The sequence below is a fragment of the Cognatishimia activa genome (assembly GCF_026016445.1).
In the GTDB taxonomy this organism is placed as follows: Bacteria; Pseudomonadota; Alphaproteobacteria; order Rhodobacterales; family Rhodobacteraceae; genus Cognatishimia; species Cognatishimia activa_B.
The window spans coordinates 2,226,276-2,242,550 of the sequence record NZ_CP096147.1 but is presented as its reverse complement, the minus strand read 5'-3'; the positions used below and the strand labels follow the sequence as shown (position 1 = coordinate 2,242,550).

Below are 16,275 nucleotides of genomic sequence, written 5' to 3'. Positions count from 1 at the left end.
AATTCTGGCAGGGAGGATGGATTTTGGCAAATCTGCTTATTCAGCCGCGATCGGAGCGGGGTCTGCTAGCACCACAATGTCATGCATGATGGTGTTCAGCTCAAAGTCTTTTGGCGTGTAAACGCGGGAAACGCCCATCGCCAACAAACGCTCTGCGTCATCGTCTGGGATAATGCCGCCGACGATAACAGGTGTCTCAGAAAGGCCCGCGTCTTTCATCCGCTGCACCAGCTCTTCCACGAGTGGGATATGAGAGCCTGATAGGATGGAAAGACCAACCACGTGGGCCTCTTCTTCCAGCGCGGTTTTCACGATCTCTTCGGGCGTTAGGCGGATGCCATCATAGGTGATGTCCATGCCGCAGTCGCGGGCACGGAAGGCGATTTGTTCGGCACCGTTGGAGTGTCCATCCAGACCCGGCTTGCCGATCACGAACTTCAGACGGCGTCCCAGCTTGTCGCTGACCATATCCACCGCGTTACGTAGATCATCCAGACCCTCGGTCTTGTTCGACTGGCTGCCAGAAACGCCGGTTGGGCCACGGTATTCGCCATGGACCTGACGCATTTGCGCAGCCCATTCACCGGTGGTGACACCCGCTTTGGCTGCTTTGATCGAGGCTGGCATGACATTGGCACCGGTGGCGGCTGCTTCGCGCAGCTCTGCAAGAGCTGCCTCGACAGCTGCGGCATCACGAGACGCGCGCCATTCTTTCAGGCGCGACACCTGTTCTTGTTCTACAGCGGGATCCACCACCATGATGCCGCCATCGCCGGTCATCAGCGGGGAGACCTCGCCTTGTTGCCACTTGTTTACGCCAACCACGACGACTTCACCCGCCTCAATGCGGTTCAGGCGGTCGGCGTTGGATTCAACCAAGCGGCCTTTCATATAGTCGATGGCGCCGATCGCTCCGTCCATGGATTCCAAGTTCGCCAACTCATGGCGCGCACCTTCTTTGAGTTCTGCCACTTTGCGGTCGACTGCTGGGTTGTTGTCAAAGAGATCATCGTACTCCAGCAGGTCCGTTTCATAGGCCATGATCTGTTGCATCCGCATGGACCATTGCTGATCCCATGGACGCGGAAGGCCAAGCGCTTCGTTCCATGCTGGCAACTGCACCGCACGGGCGCGCGCACGTTTAGACAGGGTCACGGCCAGCATCTCGATCAGGATGCGATACACGTTGTTTTCAGGCTGTTGCTCGGTCAGGCCCAGGGAGTTCACCTGAACGCCATAGCGGAAACGACGGAACTTTGGGTTCTCTACGCCGTAGCGTTCCTGCAGGATTTCATCCCACAGCTCCACAAAGGCACGCATTTTGCACATCTCGGTGACGAAGCGGATGCCCGCGTTCACAAAAAAGGAAATCCGACCGCAAAGGGCAGGGAAATCCTCTGCTGGTACACGTGGCTTTAACTCATCAAGAACAGCGATGGCCGTCGCAAGAGCAAAAGAGAGTTCCTGTTCCGGCGTCGCGCCTGCTTCTTGCAGGTGATAGGAACAGACGTTCATCGGGTTCCATTTTGGAACATTCGTGTAGCAGTATTCTGCCACATCGCCGATCATCTTCAGGCTTGGTTTTGGCGGGCACACATATGTGCCGCGGCTCAGGTATTCTTTGATTAGGTCGTTTTGTACCGTGCCTTGCAGTTTGGTGACATCCGCGCCTTGCTCCTCGGCGACAGCGATATAAAGCGACAGCAACCAAGGCGCGGTGGCGTTGATTGTCATCGAGGTATTCATTTGCTCGAGCGGGATCTCGTCAAACAGCGTCCGCATGTCACCCAAGTGGCATACAGGTACACCCACTTTACCAACCTCACCACGTGCCAAAACGTGGTCACTGTCGTAGCCGGTTTGAGTGGGTAGATCGAAAGCCACGGAAAGACCCGTCTGACCCTTCGCAAGGTTCGCGCGATACAAAGCGTTGGAGGCCTTAGCGGTGGAGTGACCCGCATAGGTCCGGATCAGCCAGGGGCGGTCTTTCTGCACTTGCGACATTGGCGGTCCTCTTTCGGTGGCTCGGCAATAATATTTCGTTGCTGTGTAATTACGCGGAATTTTTCGCACTTGTCAATTCGCCGCAGCGCGGCAAAAACGCAAGAAATGAGCGAAAAATCTACAATATAAGCAGAAATTCGTGAAGTTCTTCGTGTAAAATGCGATCAATTTCAATCGCTCAATTCGCGTGAAATCTTGCTAAGGCATTGCAAATAATAAATATAATTTGATGCTGGGTTGGATTTTTAGATGTGACGCCACGTTTCTGCGGTTGCTGGGTTATAAAATTACCGAAGTGGAGTGGAAAGTATTGCAATGTTTCGCGCAAGAATCTATCTCTACCTCAGAAACGCGATTCTGCGTCGCGGCGAAACTTTTAACCAGGAGGCGAAAATGGCTCTGGATTCTGAAAACAGCGTTCTTCAGTACGACGCACCGGAAAAAGATCTCTATGAACTGGGGGAAATCCCTCCGATGGGTTATGTCCCAAAGCAGATGTATGCTTGGACAATCCGTCGTGAACGTCACGGTACACCTGACGAGTCCTTCAAGGTAGAAGTGGTTGACGTTCCAAAGCTGGACGCGCACGAAGTTCTGGTTCTCGTTATGTCTGCAGGTGTGAACTACAACGGCGTTTGGGCGGGCCTTGGCAAACCGATCTCTCCATTTGACGGCCACGGCGCGGATTACCACATCGCGGGTTCCGATGCGTCCGGTATCGTTTGGGCCGTTGGTGAGAAAGTTAAGAACTGGAAAGTGGGCGACGAAGTTGTCATCCACTGTAACCAGGACGATGGTGACGATGAGGAATGCAACGGCGGCGACCCAATGTATTCCAATAGCCAGCGCATCTGGGGCTATGAGACACCAGACGGTTCCTTTGCTCAATTCACCAACGTACAGGCACAGCAGCTGCTGCGTCGTCCAACACACCAGACTTGGGAAGAAAGCGCATGCTACACCCTGACTCTGGCGACCGCATACCGCATGCTCTTTGGCCACCCTCCACATGAGCTGAAGCCGGGCATGAACGTTCTGGTTTGGGGCGCATCCGGTGGTCTGGGCACCTACGCGATCCAGCTGATCAAAGCAGCCGGTGCAAACGCGATTGGTGTGATTTCTGACGAAAGCAAACGTGACTTCGTTATGTCTCTGGGCGCGAAAGGCGTGATCAACCGCAAGGACTTCACTTGCTGGGGTCAGCTGCCAACCGTGAACACACCGGAGTACAATGAGTGGTTCAAGGAAGCGCGCCGTTTCGGCAAGGCGATCTGGGACATCACTGGTAAAGGCAACAACGTAGACATCGTCTTCGAACACCCAGGTGAGACCACATTCCCAGTGTCCAACCTGGTTTGTAAGAAAGGCGGCATGGTTGTGATCTGCGCGGGTACCACCGGCTACAACCTGACCTTCGACGTTCGTTATACATGGATGCACCAGAAGCGCCTGCAGGGTTCACACTTCGCGCACCTCAAGCAAGCAGCCGCAGCGAACCAGATGATGATCGAGCGTCGCATTGAGCCGTTCCTGTCTGAGACATTCACTTGGGACGAAATCCCAGAGGCGCACATGAAAATGTACCGCAACGAGCACAAACCAGGGAACATGTCTGTTCTGGTTCAGGCTCCGAAGACCGGTCTGCGCACTCTGCAAGAGGTTCTCGACGCCGGTTAAATTCGGCGCGAAAGCTTGAAATTTATGACCGCCAGCGCGCTTCGGCCCGCTGGCGGTTTACGTTTGAGAAACCGTTTCGCTGCTATTCACAGCGGCATGGCTGATGTTCGGAGACCTGCCTCCAAACGCCGCCTTGTTGTCGTGTGCGCCCTGATTAAACCCAGTCCGCCATATACCGAAAGGTTTGAGTGCAGAGATGAAATATGACTGGATGATCGACGTGATAGCAGATCTGGAAACGTTTTCTTCAGCCAATAACATGCAAACTTTGGCCACGGAGCTTGCGGAGCTAAAGCTCATTGCCGCCATTGAAATTGCGGCCAAAGAAGAGCAGGAGGCCGAGTGTCTCGCGGCAGAGAACGGAAGTCATCGACCTCATTAGAGGATTGGGGCAACCAGTGCTGGCACTTTGATCTTGCCGCCTGTAGGGTCCGCTCATGACGAAGCCCGTGCCCAAGGGGGCAGTGACCCTTTCCCACGATCAGGCGGATGCCTTTGACCAGATTTCCGCCATCCTGAAAGGGGCTGGTGTCGATCTGGACGACAGCCTGCTGATGCCTCCGAAAAGCAGCGCATCTGCGGTGGCAGCAGTGATGGGGAAGGCCGGATCTGGTAAGACGCTTTTGCTTGCCGAACTGGTGAATGCCCTGAAGGAAGCAGGCGTTTCGATTGTTTCTGGCGACTACGAAAGCAAGAAAGCGCTGGATCGCCGAACTCTGGCAATTTTGGCACCGACGAACAAAGCTGCCAGCGTTCTTCGCATGCGTGGTGTACCTGCGACGACGATCCACCGTATTCTCTACAGCCCCGTCTATGACCCGGAATACGAAAAGATCGCGGAATGGCTTGCTGAGAACGGCGAGAAGCCGGAGATCGAAGGATTGACAGAAGAGGCGCTGGACCGCGCTCATGCCTTCTATCAGCTACATAAATCCATCCCAGGGGCTTTAGCTGCGGCGGGGCTGCGTGGATCGGATTTCATTACGGGATGGAAACGACGGGATGAGCCCCTTGATATCGGGTTTGTCGATGAAGGCTCTATGTTGGATGATCGTCAATTTGATGATTTGAAAGAGATTTTTTCAACGCTTGTTGTGTTTGGCGATCCAGCCCAGCTGGCACCGGTAAACCAATCGGGGTCGATGGTTTTTGACAAGCTTCCAGAACAGTCAAAATTCTCACTCAGCCGCATACACCGTCAGGATGCTGACAACCCGATCCTTGATTTGGCCCATGCTTTGGCCGACCCGCAAATGGGGTTTGAAGATTTCGAGCGCATGATTGAAGAAAAGGCTCGAAACGATGACCGTGTCGTCTGGTCACAGCGGGTCGAAGTGGATCTGATGGCGCGTTCACCGGTTTTGGTCTGGCGCAATAATACCCGCATTCGATTGATCAACGCATTTCGTCATGTCCATGGCGCGCCAGAGGATGATCTTCTTGAGGGGGAGCCGCTGATCTGCGACGGTATCGAGTTGCCGATGAAACACCGCAAGAAGCGCCTTGATCTTGAAGCCCGAGGGCTCATCAAGGGGGCTCAGGTAATCTATCTGGGACCGGGACGAAAACCTGGTTTCTCTCGCCTGCATGTGATGGGCGCAGAAGACCCTCAGGTTTCAGCGGCCTCGATTGTGAAAATCGAAAAGCCTGACGAAGAAGAACCGTTCATTCCTTATGCTGCGAGGATGGGCGCGGCCTTTCTGCACGGGGCGGCTGTGACTATTCATAAGGCACAGGGCAGCCAGTGGGAGAATGTGCAGGTCTTTGCACCCGACCTGTTTGTGGCCGCGCGCATGGGGCGGGTTGAAGCCGGCCAGCCTTTGTGGAAACGTCTGGCTTATGTGGCGATCACTCGCGCGCAAGAGCGCCTTTATTGGGTGGTGCGCAACCGTTTGGCGAAACCGACGGGGCCACTGCAGACAGAAGACTTGAGGGTCGCGCCAGCGCCCCTGACCTTGGAGGAACAAACATGAAGAGCATCATCGTCACCGGCGCGAGTTCAGGCATTGGGCGCGCGACGGCAGAGGCTTTTCTTGAGCAAGGCTGGAAAGTTGGACTGATCGCCCGCCGCGGAGATCGTCTGGCTGACATTGCGGCCAAGAACAAAGCGGCCATTCCGTTGCCTGTTGATGTGACTGACGCAGTTGGGATGCAGGCGGCCTTTGACAAGTTCCTTGATTTGACAGGACGTCTGGATGCTCTGTTCAACAATGCCGGGAGCTTTGGGCCAAGTGCGAGCATTGATGAAGTTGATCTGGATGACTTTGACAATGTGCTTAACGTGAACGTTCGGGGCATGTTCATTGCGGCGCAATTGGCGTTTCGCCAGATGCGGGATCAACATCCCAAGGGGGGGCGCATCATCAACAACGGCTCCCTCTCAGCTCACAGCCCCCGTGCGGAATCGGTGTGTTACACAACCAGCAAACACGCAATCACTGGGATGACGCGTAGTATCTCTTTGGATGGTAGAGAGCACGATATCGCCTGTGGGCAGATCGATATTGGCAATGCGCGAACGGAAATGGTGGATGATCTCAATGCCCGTGCCTTGGCAGAAGACCCAAACGCGAAGCTCATGCCAATGATGGATGTGAACGATGCGGCGCGCCTTGTTCTACATATGGCGGAGTTGCCTGCAGAGGCCAATGTTCAGTTCATGACCGTCATGGCAACCAAGATGCCCTATATCGGCCGTGGGTAAAGGGCAGGGCGCGTATTACGCGCCCTGACGCACAAATCTGAAGAAGGCCGATGCGCCCCAGCCTGCGATGATTGCAATGGCCAATGACAGAAGGCCGTAAACCAGGGGCTGCTGGCGCGACAGGTTAAAGAGAAAACGCTCCAACCCAACCTTGCGAACGTCAATCGTGGTCTCGTATTCTGAAATAACCAGGCCTCCACGCGTTAGAAAAACCCGCGTGCTGTAGTCGCCTTCCGTTAGGTTTGCAGGCATGGCAATGGACGTTCGGAACAAGGTTTGTTCTTCTACTTGCACGGCACCTTCATGCACAGAATAGAGTCCGTTGTCTGTGCGAATGCGGGCGATAGCTTCGGCAAATCGAGGGGCCTCTGGTTGCCGGAAGCGCGCGGCAATCGAGTCGATAGCATTTTCGATTGAGACGCGATGCAAAATGTCTTCATGCTTCGCAAGGATATCTTGCAGCGGGCCGCTTGATGCAACTGCATAGAAGCTAGGCGCCGCATCTATGGTTACGCTATCCGTGTTCACCCAAATACCGAACCGTTTTTCTTTCCGGCGTACTGTGATTGGTTCAGAAGGGCCAGAAACCGTGACAACGACTTCAAGTGGATCTCCATCCGGGATGGCGGCCTCACGTTTGACTGCGCCGAAGACAAGGATTTCAGAGCCATCGAAATTCGCGGTAATTGCGACGCGATTTTGACTGAGGCCAAGGACGACTTCTTCTTCAGCCTGCGCTGACAATGGGAGCATAAAGCAAAGTGCGATAAGGATAGAACGCAACATCTTAGTGACCTCCCGCGGCACCGAGCGAGTAGAGCTCGCTTGGCATGATCAGCAAATCCAACGCCAGTTTCAGGCAGACCGCGATCACCATCATGGCCAGCAAAATTCGTAGCTGTTCGGCCTTCAGTTTTGCACCGATGACTGCACCGAACTGTGCTCCAATCACGCCACCCACGAGCAGCAGAACGGCCAATGCCATGTCCACAGTGTGGTTTGTTGTGGCGTGCAACAGTGTCGTGAAAGCCGTCACAAAGATGATCTGAAAAAGCGAGGTGCCGACAACAACTTTGGTTGGCATGCCCAGCAGATAGATCATCGCAGGCACCATGATGAAGCCACCGCCAACACCCATGATGGCTGAGAGGATGCCGACAAAGACACCGACGAGCAGGGGAGGGATCACAGAGATATAAAGTCCGGAAACACGGAACCGCATTTTGAACGGAAGACCATGCACCCAAGTGTGTTTCTTGCGCTTGATCGGACCAGTTTGTTTGCGTGATTTGCGGATCGCGTTCAGGCTTTCAACAAACATCAAACTGCCGATGATGCCTAGGAAGACCACGTAGCAAAGCTTAACCAACAGATCGACTTGGCCGAGCGATTTTAAGTAGTTGAAGATGAACACGCCCAGTGCCGCACCGGTGAGACCACCGATCAGCAAGACCGTCCCCATCCTCAAGTCCACCGTTCGCCTTTTGAAGTGCGCAAGCACGCCAGAGAAAGAAGAAGCGACGATTTGATTGGCTTCTGTTGCCACGGCCACAGCCGGTGGAATGCCAATAAAGAACAAGAGCGGGGTCATGAGGAATCCGCCGCCAACCCCAAACATGCCGGAGAGAACGCCCACAAGGCCGCCCAGTCCGAGAAGGAGGAAAGCGTTTACAGAAACTTCTGCGATCGGGAGATAGATTTGCATGGCGCCACATAGCGCCTGCTTTTTAAAAAACACAACCGGGCTGCGTCATTTTGACGGCCCGGTTGCATAGTTTTTTTGAACTGGACTTACCGTTCTTTCACATAAGGCTCGCCGCCAGCCCGTGGAGGGATCGCTCTGCCCACAAAACCGGCCAAAATCACAACGGTAAGGATGAATGGGAGAGCTTCCATGAGCTGTACGGGAATCACCACGCCGCCGATCTCAATGCTTTGGAATCGCACGGCGAGGGCTTGTAGCAGGCCAAAGAGCAGGCAGGCCCAAAGCGCATACCAGGGACGCCACTTCGCAAAGATCAAAGCCGCAAGCGCGATAAAGCCACGACCTGCTGTCATGTCCTTGATAAAGCCCGCTTGCAGACCGGTCGCCAGATAAGCGCCCGCTACGCCACAGAGTGCGCCACAGATTAGCACAGCGGTGAAACGCAGGCGGATCACAGAGACACCGGCTGTGTCTACAGACGCGGGGTTCTCACCTACGGCCCGCAGGCGAAGACCAAACCTTGTGCGATACAGAATCCACCACGTGAGAGGCACAAAGGCAAAAGCCACATAGACGATCAAGCTGTGACCAGAGATCAACTCGCTGTAGGTGGGACCAAAGAGAGGGATGCTTTCAAACATGTCAGCGAACGGCAAGTTGATCGGGCTCATACGGCCTTCGGTCAACAAAGACGGTGTACGTCCACCTTGTTGGAACCAATCCTGTGCGATCAAGACGGTCATCCCGGCTGCCAACATGTTGATTGCCACACCAGAGATCAATTGATTGCCCCGGAACGTAATCGACGCAACACCGTGTAGCAGCGATAGGATCATAGAGGCGCCAATACCAGCAATAAGGCCGACCCAGACAGAGCCGCTGACCGCCGCAAATGCGCCTGCTGCAAAGGCTGCCGCCAGCATTTTGCCTTCTAGGCCGATGTCAAAGATACCTGCGCGTTCAGAGTAGAGACCAGCAAGGCAGGCCAAGAGCAAAGGCACAGCCAGACGAACAGAACTGTCCAGAACCTGAAGGAGTGTCAGGAAATCCATTATGCGTTCTCCTTCCGGCTGAAGCTTAGGAACAGACGTTCAAGCGGCATACGCACCATATTATCCAGCGCCCCTGTGAAGAGGATCACCAAGGCCTGGATCACAACGATCAGCTCACGCGGGATGTCAGTCCAAAGCGCCAGTTCCGCGCCACCTTGAGCAAGGAAGCCAAACAAGAGCGCTGCCATCAGAATACCAATTGGGTGGTTGCGTCCCATGAGAGCTACGGCGATCCCGACAAAACCCGCACCTTCGGTGGAGTTCAGGATCAGGCGTTCGCTTTCACCCAATGTAGTGTTTACAGACATCATGCCTGCCAGGGCGCCGGAGATCAGCATCGCGATCACAGTGATACGAACTGGAGACGTACCGGCATATTTCGCAGCCGTTTCAGAGAAACCAAAGCTGCGGATGTCATAACCCAGACGTGTTTTCCAGATCAGTACCCAGACAAAAACACAGGCCAACAGAGACAGGAAGAAGGTCACGTTTGCCGGTGCGCCCCGGAACATGCGGGAGCCTTCTGGGGCGAACATTTCGTGGAAGTTCGGCAGGTGCGTCGCTTCCGGGAAGCTCGCGGAGGCCGGGTCCATCTGGCCCGTTGGGCGCAGGACTTCAACCAGCAGGTACCCAAGCACCGAAAAGGCAATATAGTTGAACATGATCGTGGTGATCACGATGTGGCTACCGCGCTTGGCCTGCAAGTAAGCTGGAATAAAGGCCCATGCTGCACCAAAGAGCGCTGCGGCTGTAGAAGCGCCGATAATCGCAAGAGTCCAATGCGGCCAAGGAATATAGAGGCAAACAAGCGCAACACCCACGCCACCAATCATGGCCTGACCTTCACCGCCAATGTTAAAGAGCCGGGCATGAAAGGCGACGGCAACAGCAAGGCCAGTGAAGATATAATTTGTGGTGTAATAAAGCGTATAGCCCCAGCCTGCGGAGCGTTTCAGCGCCCCGTCGACCATAAGGTTGAATGCTTCAACCGGGTTCTCACCGATGCCCAAGATAACAATTGCGCTGAAGAAAGCTGCCAGAAGCAGGCTGATTAAAGGCACGAGAATGGCGTCGGCCCAAAGTGGCATTTTACCCATTAGACTGTCTCCTCATCTTTGCCAGAGACACCGGCCATCAGAAGGCCCAGTTCTTTCTCATCGGTATCAGCAGCTGCTCGTTCGCCCATGATCTGACCGTCAAACATCACGGCCACACGATCTGCCAGAGACAGGACTTCTTCCAGTTCAACACTGACCAGAAGGATCGCTTTGCCCTGATCGCGCAGGTTCACGATTTGCTGGTGGATGAATTCGATCGCGCCAATGTCCACACCTCGGGTCGGCTGGCCGATCAGTAGGACATCCGGATTGCGTTCGATTTCGCGGGCCACAACGATTTTCTGCTGGTTACCTCCAGAGAAGTTCTTGGCCGCCAAATGCGGATGCGGAGGACGGACGTCAAAGCGCTCCATCTGGTCGGCAGCCTTTGCGAGGATGCCTTTGTTATCCATCAGGATGCCGTTTTGGTATTCGGGCTCGTGGTGATAACCGAAGACAGAGTTCTCCCAGGCGGAGAACTCCATGATCAGACCTTCTTTTTGACGGTCCTCTGGAACATGCGCGATACCTGCCGCACGGCGCGCTTGGCCGTCGGCCCCCTGGCCCGATAGCGGCAGTTCCTGGCCGTTGACTTGTACAGAGCCCGTTGCGTCTTGGAAGCCGCCCAGAACCTCAAGCAGTTCGGATTGACCGTTACCGGCAACGCCCGCAATACCGACGATTTCACCTGCACGGACAGTCAGGTCTATGCCTTTGACACGCTCAACACCGCTTTCATCCACAACTCGCAGGTTTTGGATTTTCAGGATTTCCTCACCCGGCTCTGCGGGCGTTTTGTCGACCTGTAAGAGAACCTTGCGACCCACCATCAGCTCTGCCAATCCTTCGGGCGAGGTATCAGAGGTTTTGACGGTCGCGGTCATCTGACCTCGGCGCATTACGCTCACCGTGTCAGTGTATTCCATGATTTCGCGCAGTTTGTGCGTGATCAGAATGATGGTTTTACCTTCAGCCCGCAGGCGATCCAGAATTCGGAACAGTTGGTCTGCTTCGGCTGGTGTTAGAACGCCAGTTGGTTCGTCCAGAATGAGGATATCCGCTTGGCGATAGAGCGCCTTCAGGATCTCAACCCTTTGCTGGTGACCTACGCTGAGATCTTCGATCATCGCATCTGGATCGACGTTCAGCTCGTATTCTTCAGCGAGTTGTTTCAGTTCTTTTCGCGCCTTTGCAAGCGAGGGGCGCAACAACGCACCGTCTTCGGCACCAAGGATGATGTTCTCAAGAACTGTGAAATTCTCGACCAGCTTAAAGTGCTGGAAGACCATGCCAATGCCAGCTGAAATCGCGGCTTGGCTGTCGGGGATGCTGGTTTTCTGACCCCGAATATAGATCTCGCCTGAATCGGCTTTGTAGAATCCATAGAGGATCGACATCAAAGTCGATTTTCCGGCACCGTTTTCCCCGATAATACCGTGGATCGTGCCTGGACGGACCGAGATCGAAATGTCTTTGTTGGCCTGTACAGGCCCAAAAGCTTTGGAAATGCCCTTCAGCTCAAGCGCCAAAGGAGTGCCAGCGGTAGGGGCGGCCATTTCTGGCCGCCCCGTATCAATAGTATCCGTCATGTGAGGATTAGAATTCCAGAACCGAGCAGGATTCTGCTGCGGCGTAGTTTTCTACAGTGATCTCACCTGAAACGATCGCCTTTGTCGCCATATCGACCGCTTCGGTCATTTCGGCGCTCACAAGAGACGCGTTGTTGTCGTCAAACGCGACGCCAACACCATTGCTTGCCAGATCGAGGTTCTGGAAGCCGGTTGCGAGGCCTTCGCCGTCTTTCAGCGCGTTATAAACCGCAACGTCCACGCGCTTCAGCATGGATGTCAGAACTTTACCTGGATGCAGGTGGTTCTGGTTGCTGTCAACGCCGATGGACAGGATGCCTTCGTCAGCTGCTGTTTGCAGAACGCCAACACCGGTACCGCCCGCCGCTGCGTAAACAACGTCAGCGCCTTGAGAGATCTGCGCTTTGGTCAGCTCAGAGCCCTTTACCGGGTCGTTCCATGCCGCAGGAGTTGTACCTGTCATGTTCGCGATGATGGTTGCGTCTGGGTTCACAGACTTAACGCCTTGTGCGTAGCCACATGCAAATTTGCGGATCAGAGGGATATCCATGCCGCCGATGAAGCCAACGGTGCCAGACTTAGACGCTTTCGCCGCCATAACGCCTGCCAGGTAAGAACCTTCGTGCTCAGCAAAAGAGATGGTTTGAACGTTTGGCAGGTTCGCCCAGCCATCGATGTTCACGAATTTGGTTTCTGGGTACTCAGGAGCAACCTGTTCGATGGTTGGTGTCATCGCGAAACCCATGGTTACGATTGGGTTTGCACCTGCTTCAGCAAAGCGACGCAGCGCTTGCTCACGCTGAGCTTCGGACTGAAGTTCGATGTCCAGATATTTGCCGCCAGTTTCCTCTGCCCAACGCTCTGCGCCGTTGTAGCCAGCTTCGTTAAAGGATTTGTCGAATTTACCACCCAGGTCAAAAATGACGGCTGGATCAGCAGCAGCGACGCCTGCAGTCAGAGCAACGGTCGCCGCAGCGCCGAGGAATTTCTGCATAAGGGTCATGAATGTATCTCCCACAGTTTGGAATGGTCCAGTCTGTCACTCTCGCCGGACCTTGGAATTTTAAGATCTATCAGATCAATATCCAAAATTGGCCGGTAAGGGGTGGGAGGGTCAACCGGTTTTTTGACCAAATGGCCCAGAATAGCGCTGGCTCAGCTTTGAGTTGCCGCTTCTTTGATCATTATAATCGCGTCAACGGTACGGCCGTCATCGCGTTTTTAGTAGTTTGGACGCGAGGATGATACGCTGTACCCATCTGAAATATATAAATTAATCGCAGTTTTATTGTCGCTGGCCACCTCTAAGAAGTAGCTTTCTGCGCCTAATTTTAATGCTTCTGCTTGATAGAGTTTCAGCAATCTACGCCCAAATCCTTGCCCTTGAAATTTCGGCTCGACGGCTAAGGTGATCAGCTCGGATTCTCCGGCGATCACACGCCCAACGGCAAAGCCGCGCGAGTCACCCACATAAAAACTGTGCTTTGAACTTAGGATGTCCTCAAACTCAGCAGCCGACCAGGGGCGAGATTCGGGAAACGCGCGCTCGTATATTCTGGCGAAGCCGCTCGGAGTCATAGAATTTGTGGTGGGATATCGCGCGATGGCGCGGCATCTGCAGCTCGAATGTAAAGCGGAGCAGGTCGGGCCGTTTCGTGATGCATTCTCTCACGGGCCACATAGGCAATATTTGTCGCGAGTTCGTCAGCAGCGGGTGGGATCACAACTGGAAGGGTGGTTTCGAAAACACCCTGATGCAAAACCGCCTCTTTTTGTGGTTCAAGAATATACTGCTGATTTCGTGGCGCGGGAACTGAAGCCACTGTTGGGCCGCTGATGCCATGAAGGCTCGCCTCAAATGTCGATACTCCGATCGTGGGAATTCCAAGTGCCAGTGCCAACCCGCGCGCGGCAGAGACTGAAATGCGAATGCCTGTGAAATTGCCCGGCCCGATTCCGACGCCAATGACGTTGAGATCTTTCCAGGAGAGATCATGTTCTTTCAGAAGGGCCTCAAGAATGGGCATAAGCTCTTCGGCTTGGCCGCGCGTCATCTCTTGGGCAACGGAACCCAAAAGACGGTCTCCACAGAGCAAAGCGGCCGCGCAATGCGCGGCCGATGTATCAAATCCAAGGATCAGAGGATCAGAAGCCAACTGGGCGCACCTCTGTCACTTCAGGGATATAGTGGCGCAGCAGGTTCTCGATGCCCATTTTCAACGTCACTGTCGAAGATGGGCAGCCCGCGCAGGCACCTTGCATGTGCAAGTAAACAACGCCGCGTTCAAAGCCATGGAAGGTGATATCACCACCGTCTTGAGCCACAGCGGGGCGAACACGTGTGTCAAGCAACTCTTTGATCTGGTTGACGATTTCACCGTCTTCACCATCATGTTCTGCATGGCCAGAAGGCGCAACGGCCTCAGCACCCAATACAGGCTGACCAGACTGGAAATGCTCCATGATCACACCGAGGATGGAGGGTTTCAGGTGATCCCATTCAACGTCATCAGCTTTGGTTACTGTGACAAAGTCATGGCCAAAGAAGACACCTGTCACACCCGCCACACCAAAAACGCGCTGCGCCAATGGAGAATTGGCCGCTGCTTCCTGAGATGGAAAATCCGCGGTACCGGTTTCCAGCACTGTCTGGCCCGGAAGGAACTTCAGGGTTGCTGGGTTAGGGGTGGATTCGGTTTGAATAAACATAGCCATGCCTTTCGTATCTGCCCTTTGATATGCGGGGCAGATCAAGCGCTGTCAAGGTTTGGAATGATTCTAAAAGGCCGGATTAAGTACCCGGCCTATTGCTTTAGGTGATGGCTTCGAGACGTTCTTTGGAAAGATCGCCCGGAACAACAGTGATTGGGATCGGCAGGGTGCCTGAGGCACGAGCTAGCTGAGTTACCAATGGGCCAGGGCCGCCCTTGTCAGTTCCGGCACCCAGCACGAGAACACCTACATCTGGGTCAGCACTCACCTGTGCCAAGATTTCAGTCACTAGTTCGCCTTCACGGATCACAAGCTCAGGGTCAATGCCCTGACGATCCCTCATCCATTTGGCAAAGACTTCGTAGTGAGCTTCAATTCTTTCGCGTGCTTCTTGGCGCATAATATCGCCTACACCGATCCAATGCTGGAATTCCTCAGGCGGGATAATCGACAGGATTTCCACGCCCCCGTTGGTCTTCCTCGCTCGCATCGCTGCAAAACGCATCGCGTTCAAACATTCCCGGCTGTCATCCAGCACGACTAGAAATTTACGCATGAAAACGCCTCCTTGGCGGCATCATGGCCGAAGGATGGGGAGAGGGCAATGGGATTAAAGTGCGATTGGGGCGTGGCAGTTCGACACTGTCCATCAAGAAATTGCCCCAGAGCCAAAGCTCCGGGGCGGCGCTTTTAAAATGTAGTTGGGCGTAAGCCCATGAAATGGCGCGCGCGCTTTGGGGGTAACCGCGCAGATAGCTTGTCGGTGTCAATTTGATAGCAGGCAATTGAAACGGATTCGCAACATTAACATTGCGGTTTTATGAACCTGCGCGATGGAGGAGGCGATATTGCGCAGGGGTGGTTCCCAGAGCACGTTTGAAGACCCGGTTCATATGGCTTTGATGCGAAAACCCACAAGTTGCCGCGATCTGCGCAATCGGCAGATCGGTTTGCAGCAACGCGCAAGCGCGCTGGGTTCGGCGCTCGGTGACCCATGCATGCGGGGCCAGCCCACGCGACAAGCGGAACATGCGATGGAAATGAAAGCTGGAAAGCTCTGCCTGATCCGCCATGTCTTCCAATGAAATGGCTTCATGCAAGTGGGCTTCGATCCATTCATCAATACGCCTTAAAACATGAGGACTTAAGCCCGCGCTCATCGATGTGGATTTGGGGTCCAAGGCACCGAAGAATTCCGCGATGGCTGTTTCGGCCTGAAGCCGATCATCCCGATAAGCCGCCTGGGCAAGCTGCAGGAGCGGAGCAGCCATGCGCTGATTTTCAGCAAATGTCGCCTCGTCAATTTGCATCCGACGCACGTCGCAATCGTGCGTGCGCACGAAGCCGCTGCACAACCGTTCATTAGACAGATAGAGATGTACAAAGCGGAAGGGCTTATTGATCTCCCACTCGGAATCGCAGCCCTCTGGCATAATGCAGACGGCACCTGGGTAGCCCGACGCGCGACCAGCGTCAGTTCGATAGGTGCCGGTGCCGCCTTTCAGATAAAGGCTGAAGGTATTATTCGCAGGAGCTTCATAGCGAATGCGATCGTTGTTGTTTTCCCAAATGGTCACACCGCAACCGTCGCCAAGCTCAAGGTGAGCATGGGTTACGGCCTCAGGGGACTGATCAAGGAAATCAAAAACCGAGTGTTTCATGACGCGAACATAGTCCCATCGCGTAGGTGGTGAAAGCGCGGCAAAGACGTTTTGCGCAAGATCGTGCAATACAT

General features: G+C 54.4%; 16 protein-coding genes. 4 read left to right on the top strand and 12 right to left on the bottom strand.

Features of this window, described 5'->3' with window-relative positions; translation table 11 throughout:
• Positions 1-36 precede the first annotated feature (36 nt).
• The gene (locus M0D42_RS11185; protein ID WP_265018691.1) at positions 37-2,004 is read right to left on the bottom strand and encodes a protein meaA; all 1,968 of its coding nucleotides are present in this window, start codon (positions 2,002-2,004) and stop codon (positions 37-39) included.
• Between the two features lie 393 nt (positions 2,005-2,397).
• Between M0D42_RS11185 and ccrA the strand changes: the two genes are divergently transcribed.
• The 4 genes from ccrA (at position 2,398) to M0D42_RS11165 (ending at position 6,385) form a co-directional block, all read left to right on the top strand.
• Positions 2,398-3,681, top strand: coding sequence for a crotonyl-CoA carboxylase/reductase (gene ccrA / locus M0D42_RS11180; protein ID WP_265018690.1), 1,284 nt, complete (start codon positions 2,398-2,400; stop codon positions 3,679-3,681).
• 196 nt (positions 3,682-3,877) lie between these two features.
• Positions 3,878-4,063 carry a hypothetical protein gene (locus M0D42_RS11175; RefSeq protein ID WP_265018689.1) on the top strand — a complete coding sequence of 62 codons (186 nt, stop codon included), beginning with the start codon at positions 3,878-3,880 and terminating at the stop codon, positions 4,061-4,063.
• Positions 4,064-4,118: 55 nt separating this feature from the next.
• Entirely contained in the window at positions 4,119-5,654 is a 1,536-nt protein-coding gene (locus tag M0D42_RS11170) for an ATP-dependent DNA helicase (RefSeq protein ID WP_265018688.1), read from the top strand.
• Positions 5,651-6,385, top strand: coding sequence for an SDR family oxidoreductase (locus M0D42_RS11165; RefSeq protein ID WP_265018687.1), 735 nt, complete (start codon positions 5,651-5,653; stop codon positions 6,383-6,385). The genes M0D42_RS11170 and M0D42_RS11165 overlap by 4 nt, the downstream gene beginning before the upstream one ends.
• Before the next feature lie 15 nt (positions 6,386-6,400).
• Here M0D42_RS11165 and M0D42_RS11160 read toward each other — a convergent pair whose 3' ends face one another.
• From M0D42_RS11160 to M0D42_RS11110, 11 genes are all read right to left on the bottom strand, one after another.
• Positions 6,401-7,171, bottom strand: a complete 771-nt coding sequence (locus M0D42_RS11160) for a TIGR02186 family protein (protein ID WP_265018686.1) — start codon at positions 7,169-7,171, stop codon at positions 6,401-6,403.
• Position 7,172: 1 nt separating this feature from the next.
• Positions 7,173-8,090 (bottom strand): sulfite exporter TauE/SafE family protein, encoded by a 918-nt coding sequence (locus M0D42_RS11155; protein ID WP_265018685.1) that lies wholly within the window; start codon positions 8,088-8,090, stop codon positions 7,173-7,175.
• An 86-nt stretch (positions 8,091-8,176) separates the two neighbouring features.
• Positions 8,177-9,142 (bottom strand): ABC transporter permease, encoded by a 966-nt coding sequence (locus M0D42_RS11150; protein ID WP_265018684.1) that lies wholly within the window; start codon positions 9,140-9,142, stop codon positions 8,177-8,179.
• A complete protein-coding gene (locus tag M0D42_RS11145; RefSeq protein ID WP_265018683.1) occupies positions 9,142-10,239 on the bottom strand; it encodes an ABC transporter permease in 1,098 nt (365 codons plus the stop codon). The genes M0D42_RS11150 and M0D42_RS11145 overlap by 1 nt, the downstream gene beginning before the upstream one ends.
• A complete protein-coding gene (locus M0D42_RS11140) occupies positions 10,239-11,795 on the bottom strand; it encodes an ABC transporter ATP-binding protein (protein WP_265021143.1) in 1,557 nt (518 codons plus the stop codon). Before M0D42_RS11140 ends, M0D42_RS11145 begins: the two co-directional genes overlap by 1 nt.
• Before the next feature lie 40 nt (positions 11,796-11,835).
• Positions 11,836-12,831, bottom strand: coding sequence for a BMP family lipoprotein (locus M0D42_RS11135; protein WP_265018682.1), 996 nt, complete (start codon positions 12,829-12,831; stop codon positions 11,836-11,838).
• Between the two features lie 218 nt (positions 12,832-13,049).
• Positions 13,050-13,406 (bottom strand): GNAT family N-acetyltransferase, encoded by a 357-nt coding sequence (locus M0D42_RS11130; protein ID WP_265018681.1) that lies wholly within the window; start codon positions 13,404-13,406, stop codon positions 13,050-13,052.
• The gene (gene tsaB, locus M0D42_RS11125) at positions 13,403-13,984 is read right to left on the bottom strand and encodes a tRNA (adenosine(37)-N6)-threonylcarbamoyltransferase complex dimerization subunit type 1 TsaB (RefSeq protein WP_265018680.1); all 582 of its coding nucleotides are present in this window, start codon (positions 13,982-13,984) and stop codon (positions 13,403-13,405) included. The genes M0D42_RS11130 and tsaB overlap by 4 nt, the downstream gene beginning before the upstream one ends.
• Positions 13,974-14,537: a NifU family protein gene (locus M0D42_RS11120; protein WP_265018679.1), complete on the bottom strand. Its 564-nt coding sequence runs from the start codon at positions 14,535-14,537 to the stop codon at positions 13,974-13,976. Before M0D42_RS11120 ends, tsaB begins: the two co-directional genes overlap by 11 nt.
• 103 nt (positions 14,538-14,640) lie before the next feature.
• Positions 14,641-15,096 (bottom strand): universal stress protein, encoded by a 456-nt coding sequence (locus M0D42_RS11115; RefSeq protein ID WP_265018678.1) that lies wholly within the window; start codon positions 15,094-15,096, stop codon positions 14,641-14,643.
• Positions 15,097-15,358: 262 nt separating this feature from the next.
• Positions 15,359-16,270 carry a helix-turn-helix domain-containing protein gene (locus M0D42_RS11110; protein ID WP_265018677.1) on the bottom strand — a complete coding sequence of 304 codons (912 nt, stop codon included), beginning with the start codon at positions 16,268-16,270 and terminating at the stop codon, positions 15,359-15,361.
• Between the last annotated feature and the right edge of the window lie 5 nt (positions 16,271-16,275).

What these genes read in the sequence shown, in the direction of transcription:
- M0D42_RS11165 (WP_265018687.1), top strand. Translation starts at nt 5,651, where the DNA reads ATGAAGAGCATCATCGTCACCGGCGCGAGTTCAGGCATTGGGCGCGCG.
- M0D42_RS11140 (WP_265021143.1), bottom strand. Translation starts at nt 11,795, where the DNA reads ATGGCCGCCCCTACCGCTGGCACTCCTTTGGCGCTTGAGCTGAAGGGC.
- M0D42_RS11155 (WP_265018685.1), bottom strand. Translation starts at nt 8,090, where the DNA reads ATGCAAATCTATCTCCCGATCGCAGAAGTTTCTGTAAACGCTTTCCTC.
- M0D42_RS11115 (WP_265018678.1), bottom strand. Translation starts at nt 15,096, where the DNA reads ATGCGTAAATTTCTAGTCGTGCTGGATGACAGCCGGGAATGTTTGAAC.
- M0D42_RS11130 (WP_265018681.1), bottom strand. Translation starts at nt 13,406, where the DNA reads ATGACTCCGAGCGGCTTCGCCAGAATATACGAGCGCGCGTTTCCCGAA.
- M0D42_RS11145 (WP_265018683.1), bottom strand. Translation starts at nt 10,239, where the DNA reads ATGGGTAAAATGCCACTTTGGGCCGACGCCATTCTCGTGCCTTTAATC.
- M0D42_RS11160 (WP_265018686.1), bottom strand. Translation starts at nt 7,171, where the DNA reads ATGTTGCGTTCTATCCTTATCGCACTTTGCTTTATGCTCCCATTGTCA.
- M0D42_RS11175 (WP_265018689.1), top strand. Translation starts at nt 3,878, where the DNA reads ATGAAATATGACTGGATGATCGACGTGATAGCAGATCTGGAAACGTTT.
- M0D42_RS11120 (WP_265018679.1), bottom strand. Translation starts at nt 14,537, where the DNA reads ATGTTTATTCAAACCGAATCCACCCCTAACCCAGCAACCCTGAAGTTC.
- M0D42_RS11170 (WP_265018688.1), top strand. Translation starts at nt 4,119, where the DNA reads ATGACGAAGCCCGTGCCCAAGGGGGCAGTGACCCTTTCCCACGATCAG.
- M0D42_RS11185 (WP_265018691.1), bottom strand. Translation starts at nt 2,004, where the DNA reads ATGTCGCAAGTGCAGAAAGACCGCCCCTGGCTGATCCGGACCTATGCG.
- ccrA (WP_265018690.1), top strand. Translation starts at nt 2,398, where the DNA reads ATGGCTCTGGATTCTGAAAACAGCGTTCTTCAGTACGACGCACCGGAA.
- M0D42_RS11150 (WP_265018684.1), bottom strand. Translation starts at nt 9,142, where the DNA reads ATGGATTTCCTGACACTCCTTCAGGTTCTGGACAGTTCTGTTCGTCTG.
- M0D42_RS11135 (WP_265018682.1), bottom strand. Translation starts at nt 12,831, where the DNA reads ATGACCCTTATGCAGAAATTCCTCGGCGCTGCGGCGACCGTTGCTCTG.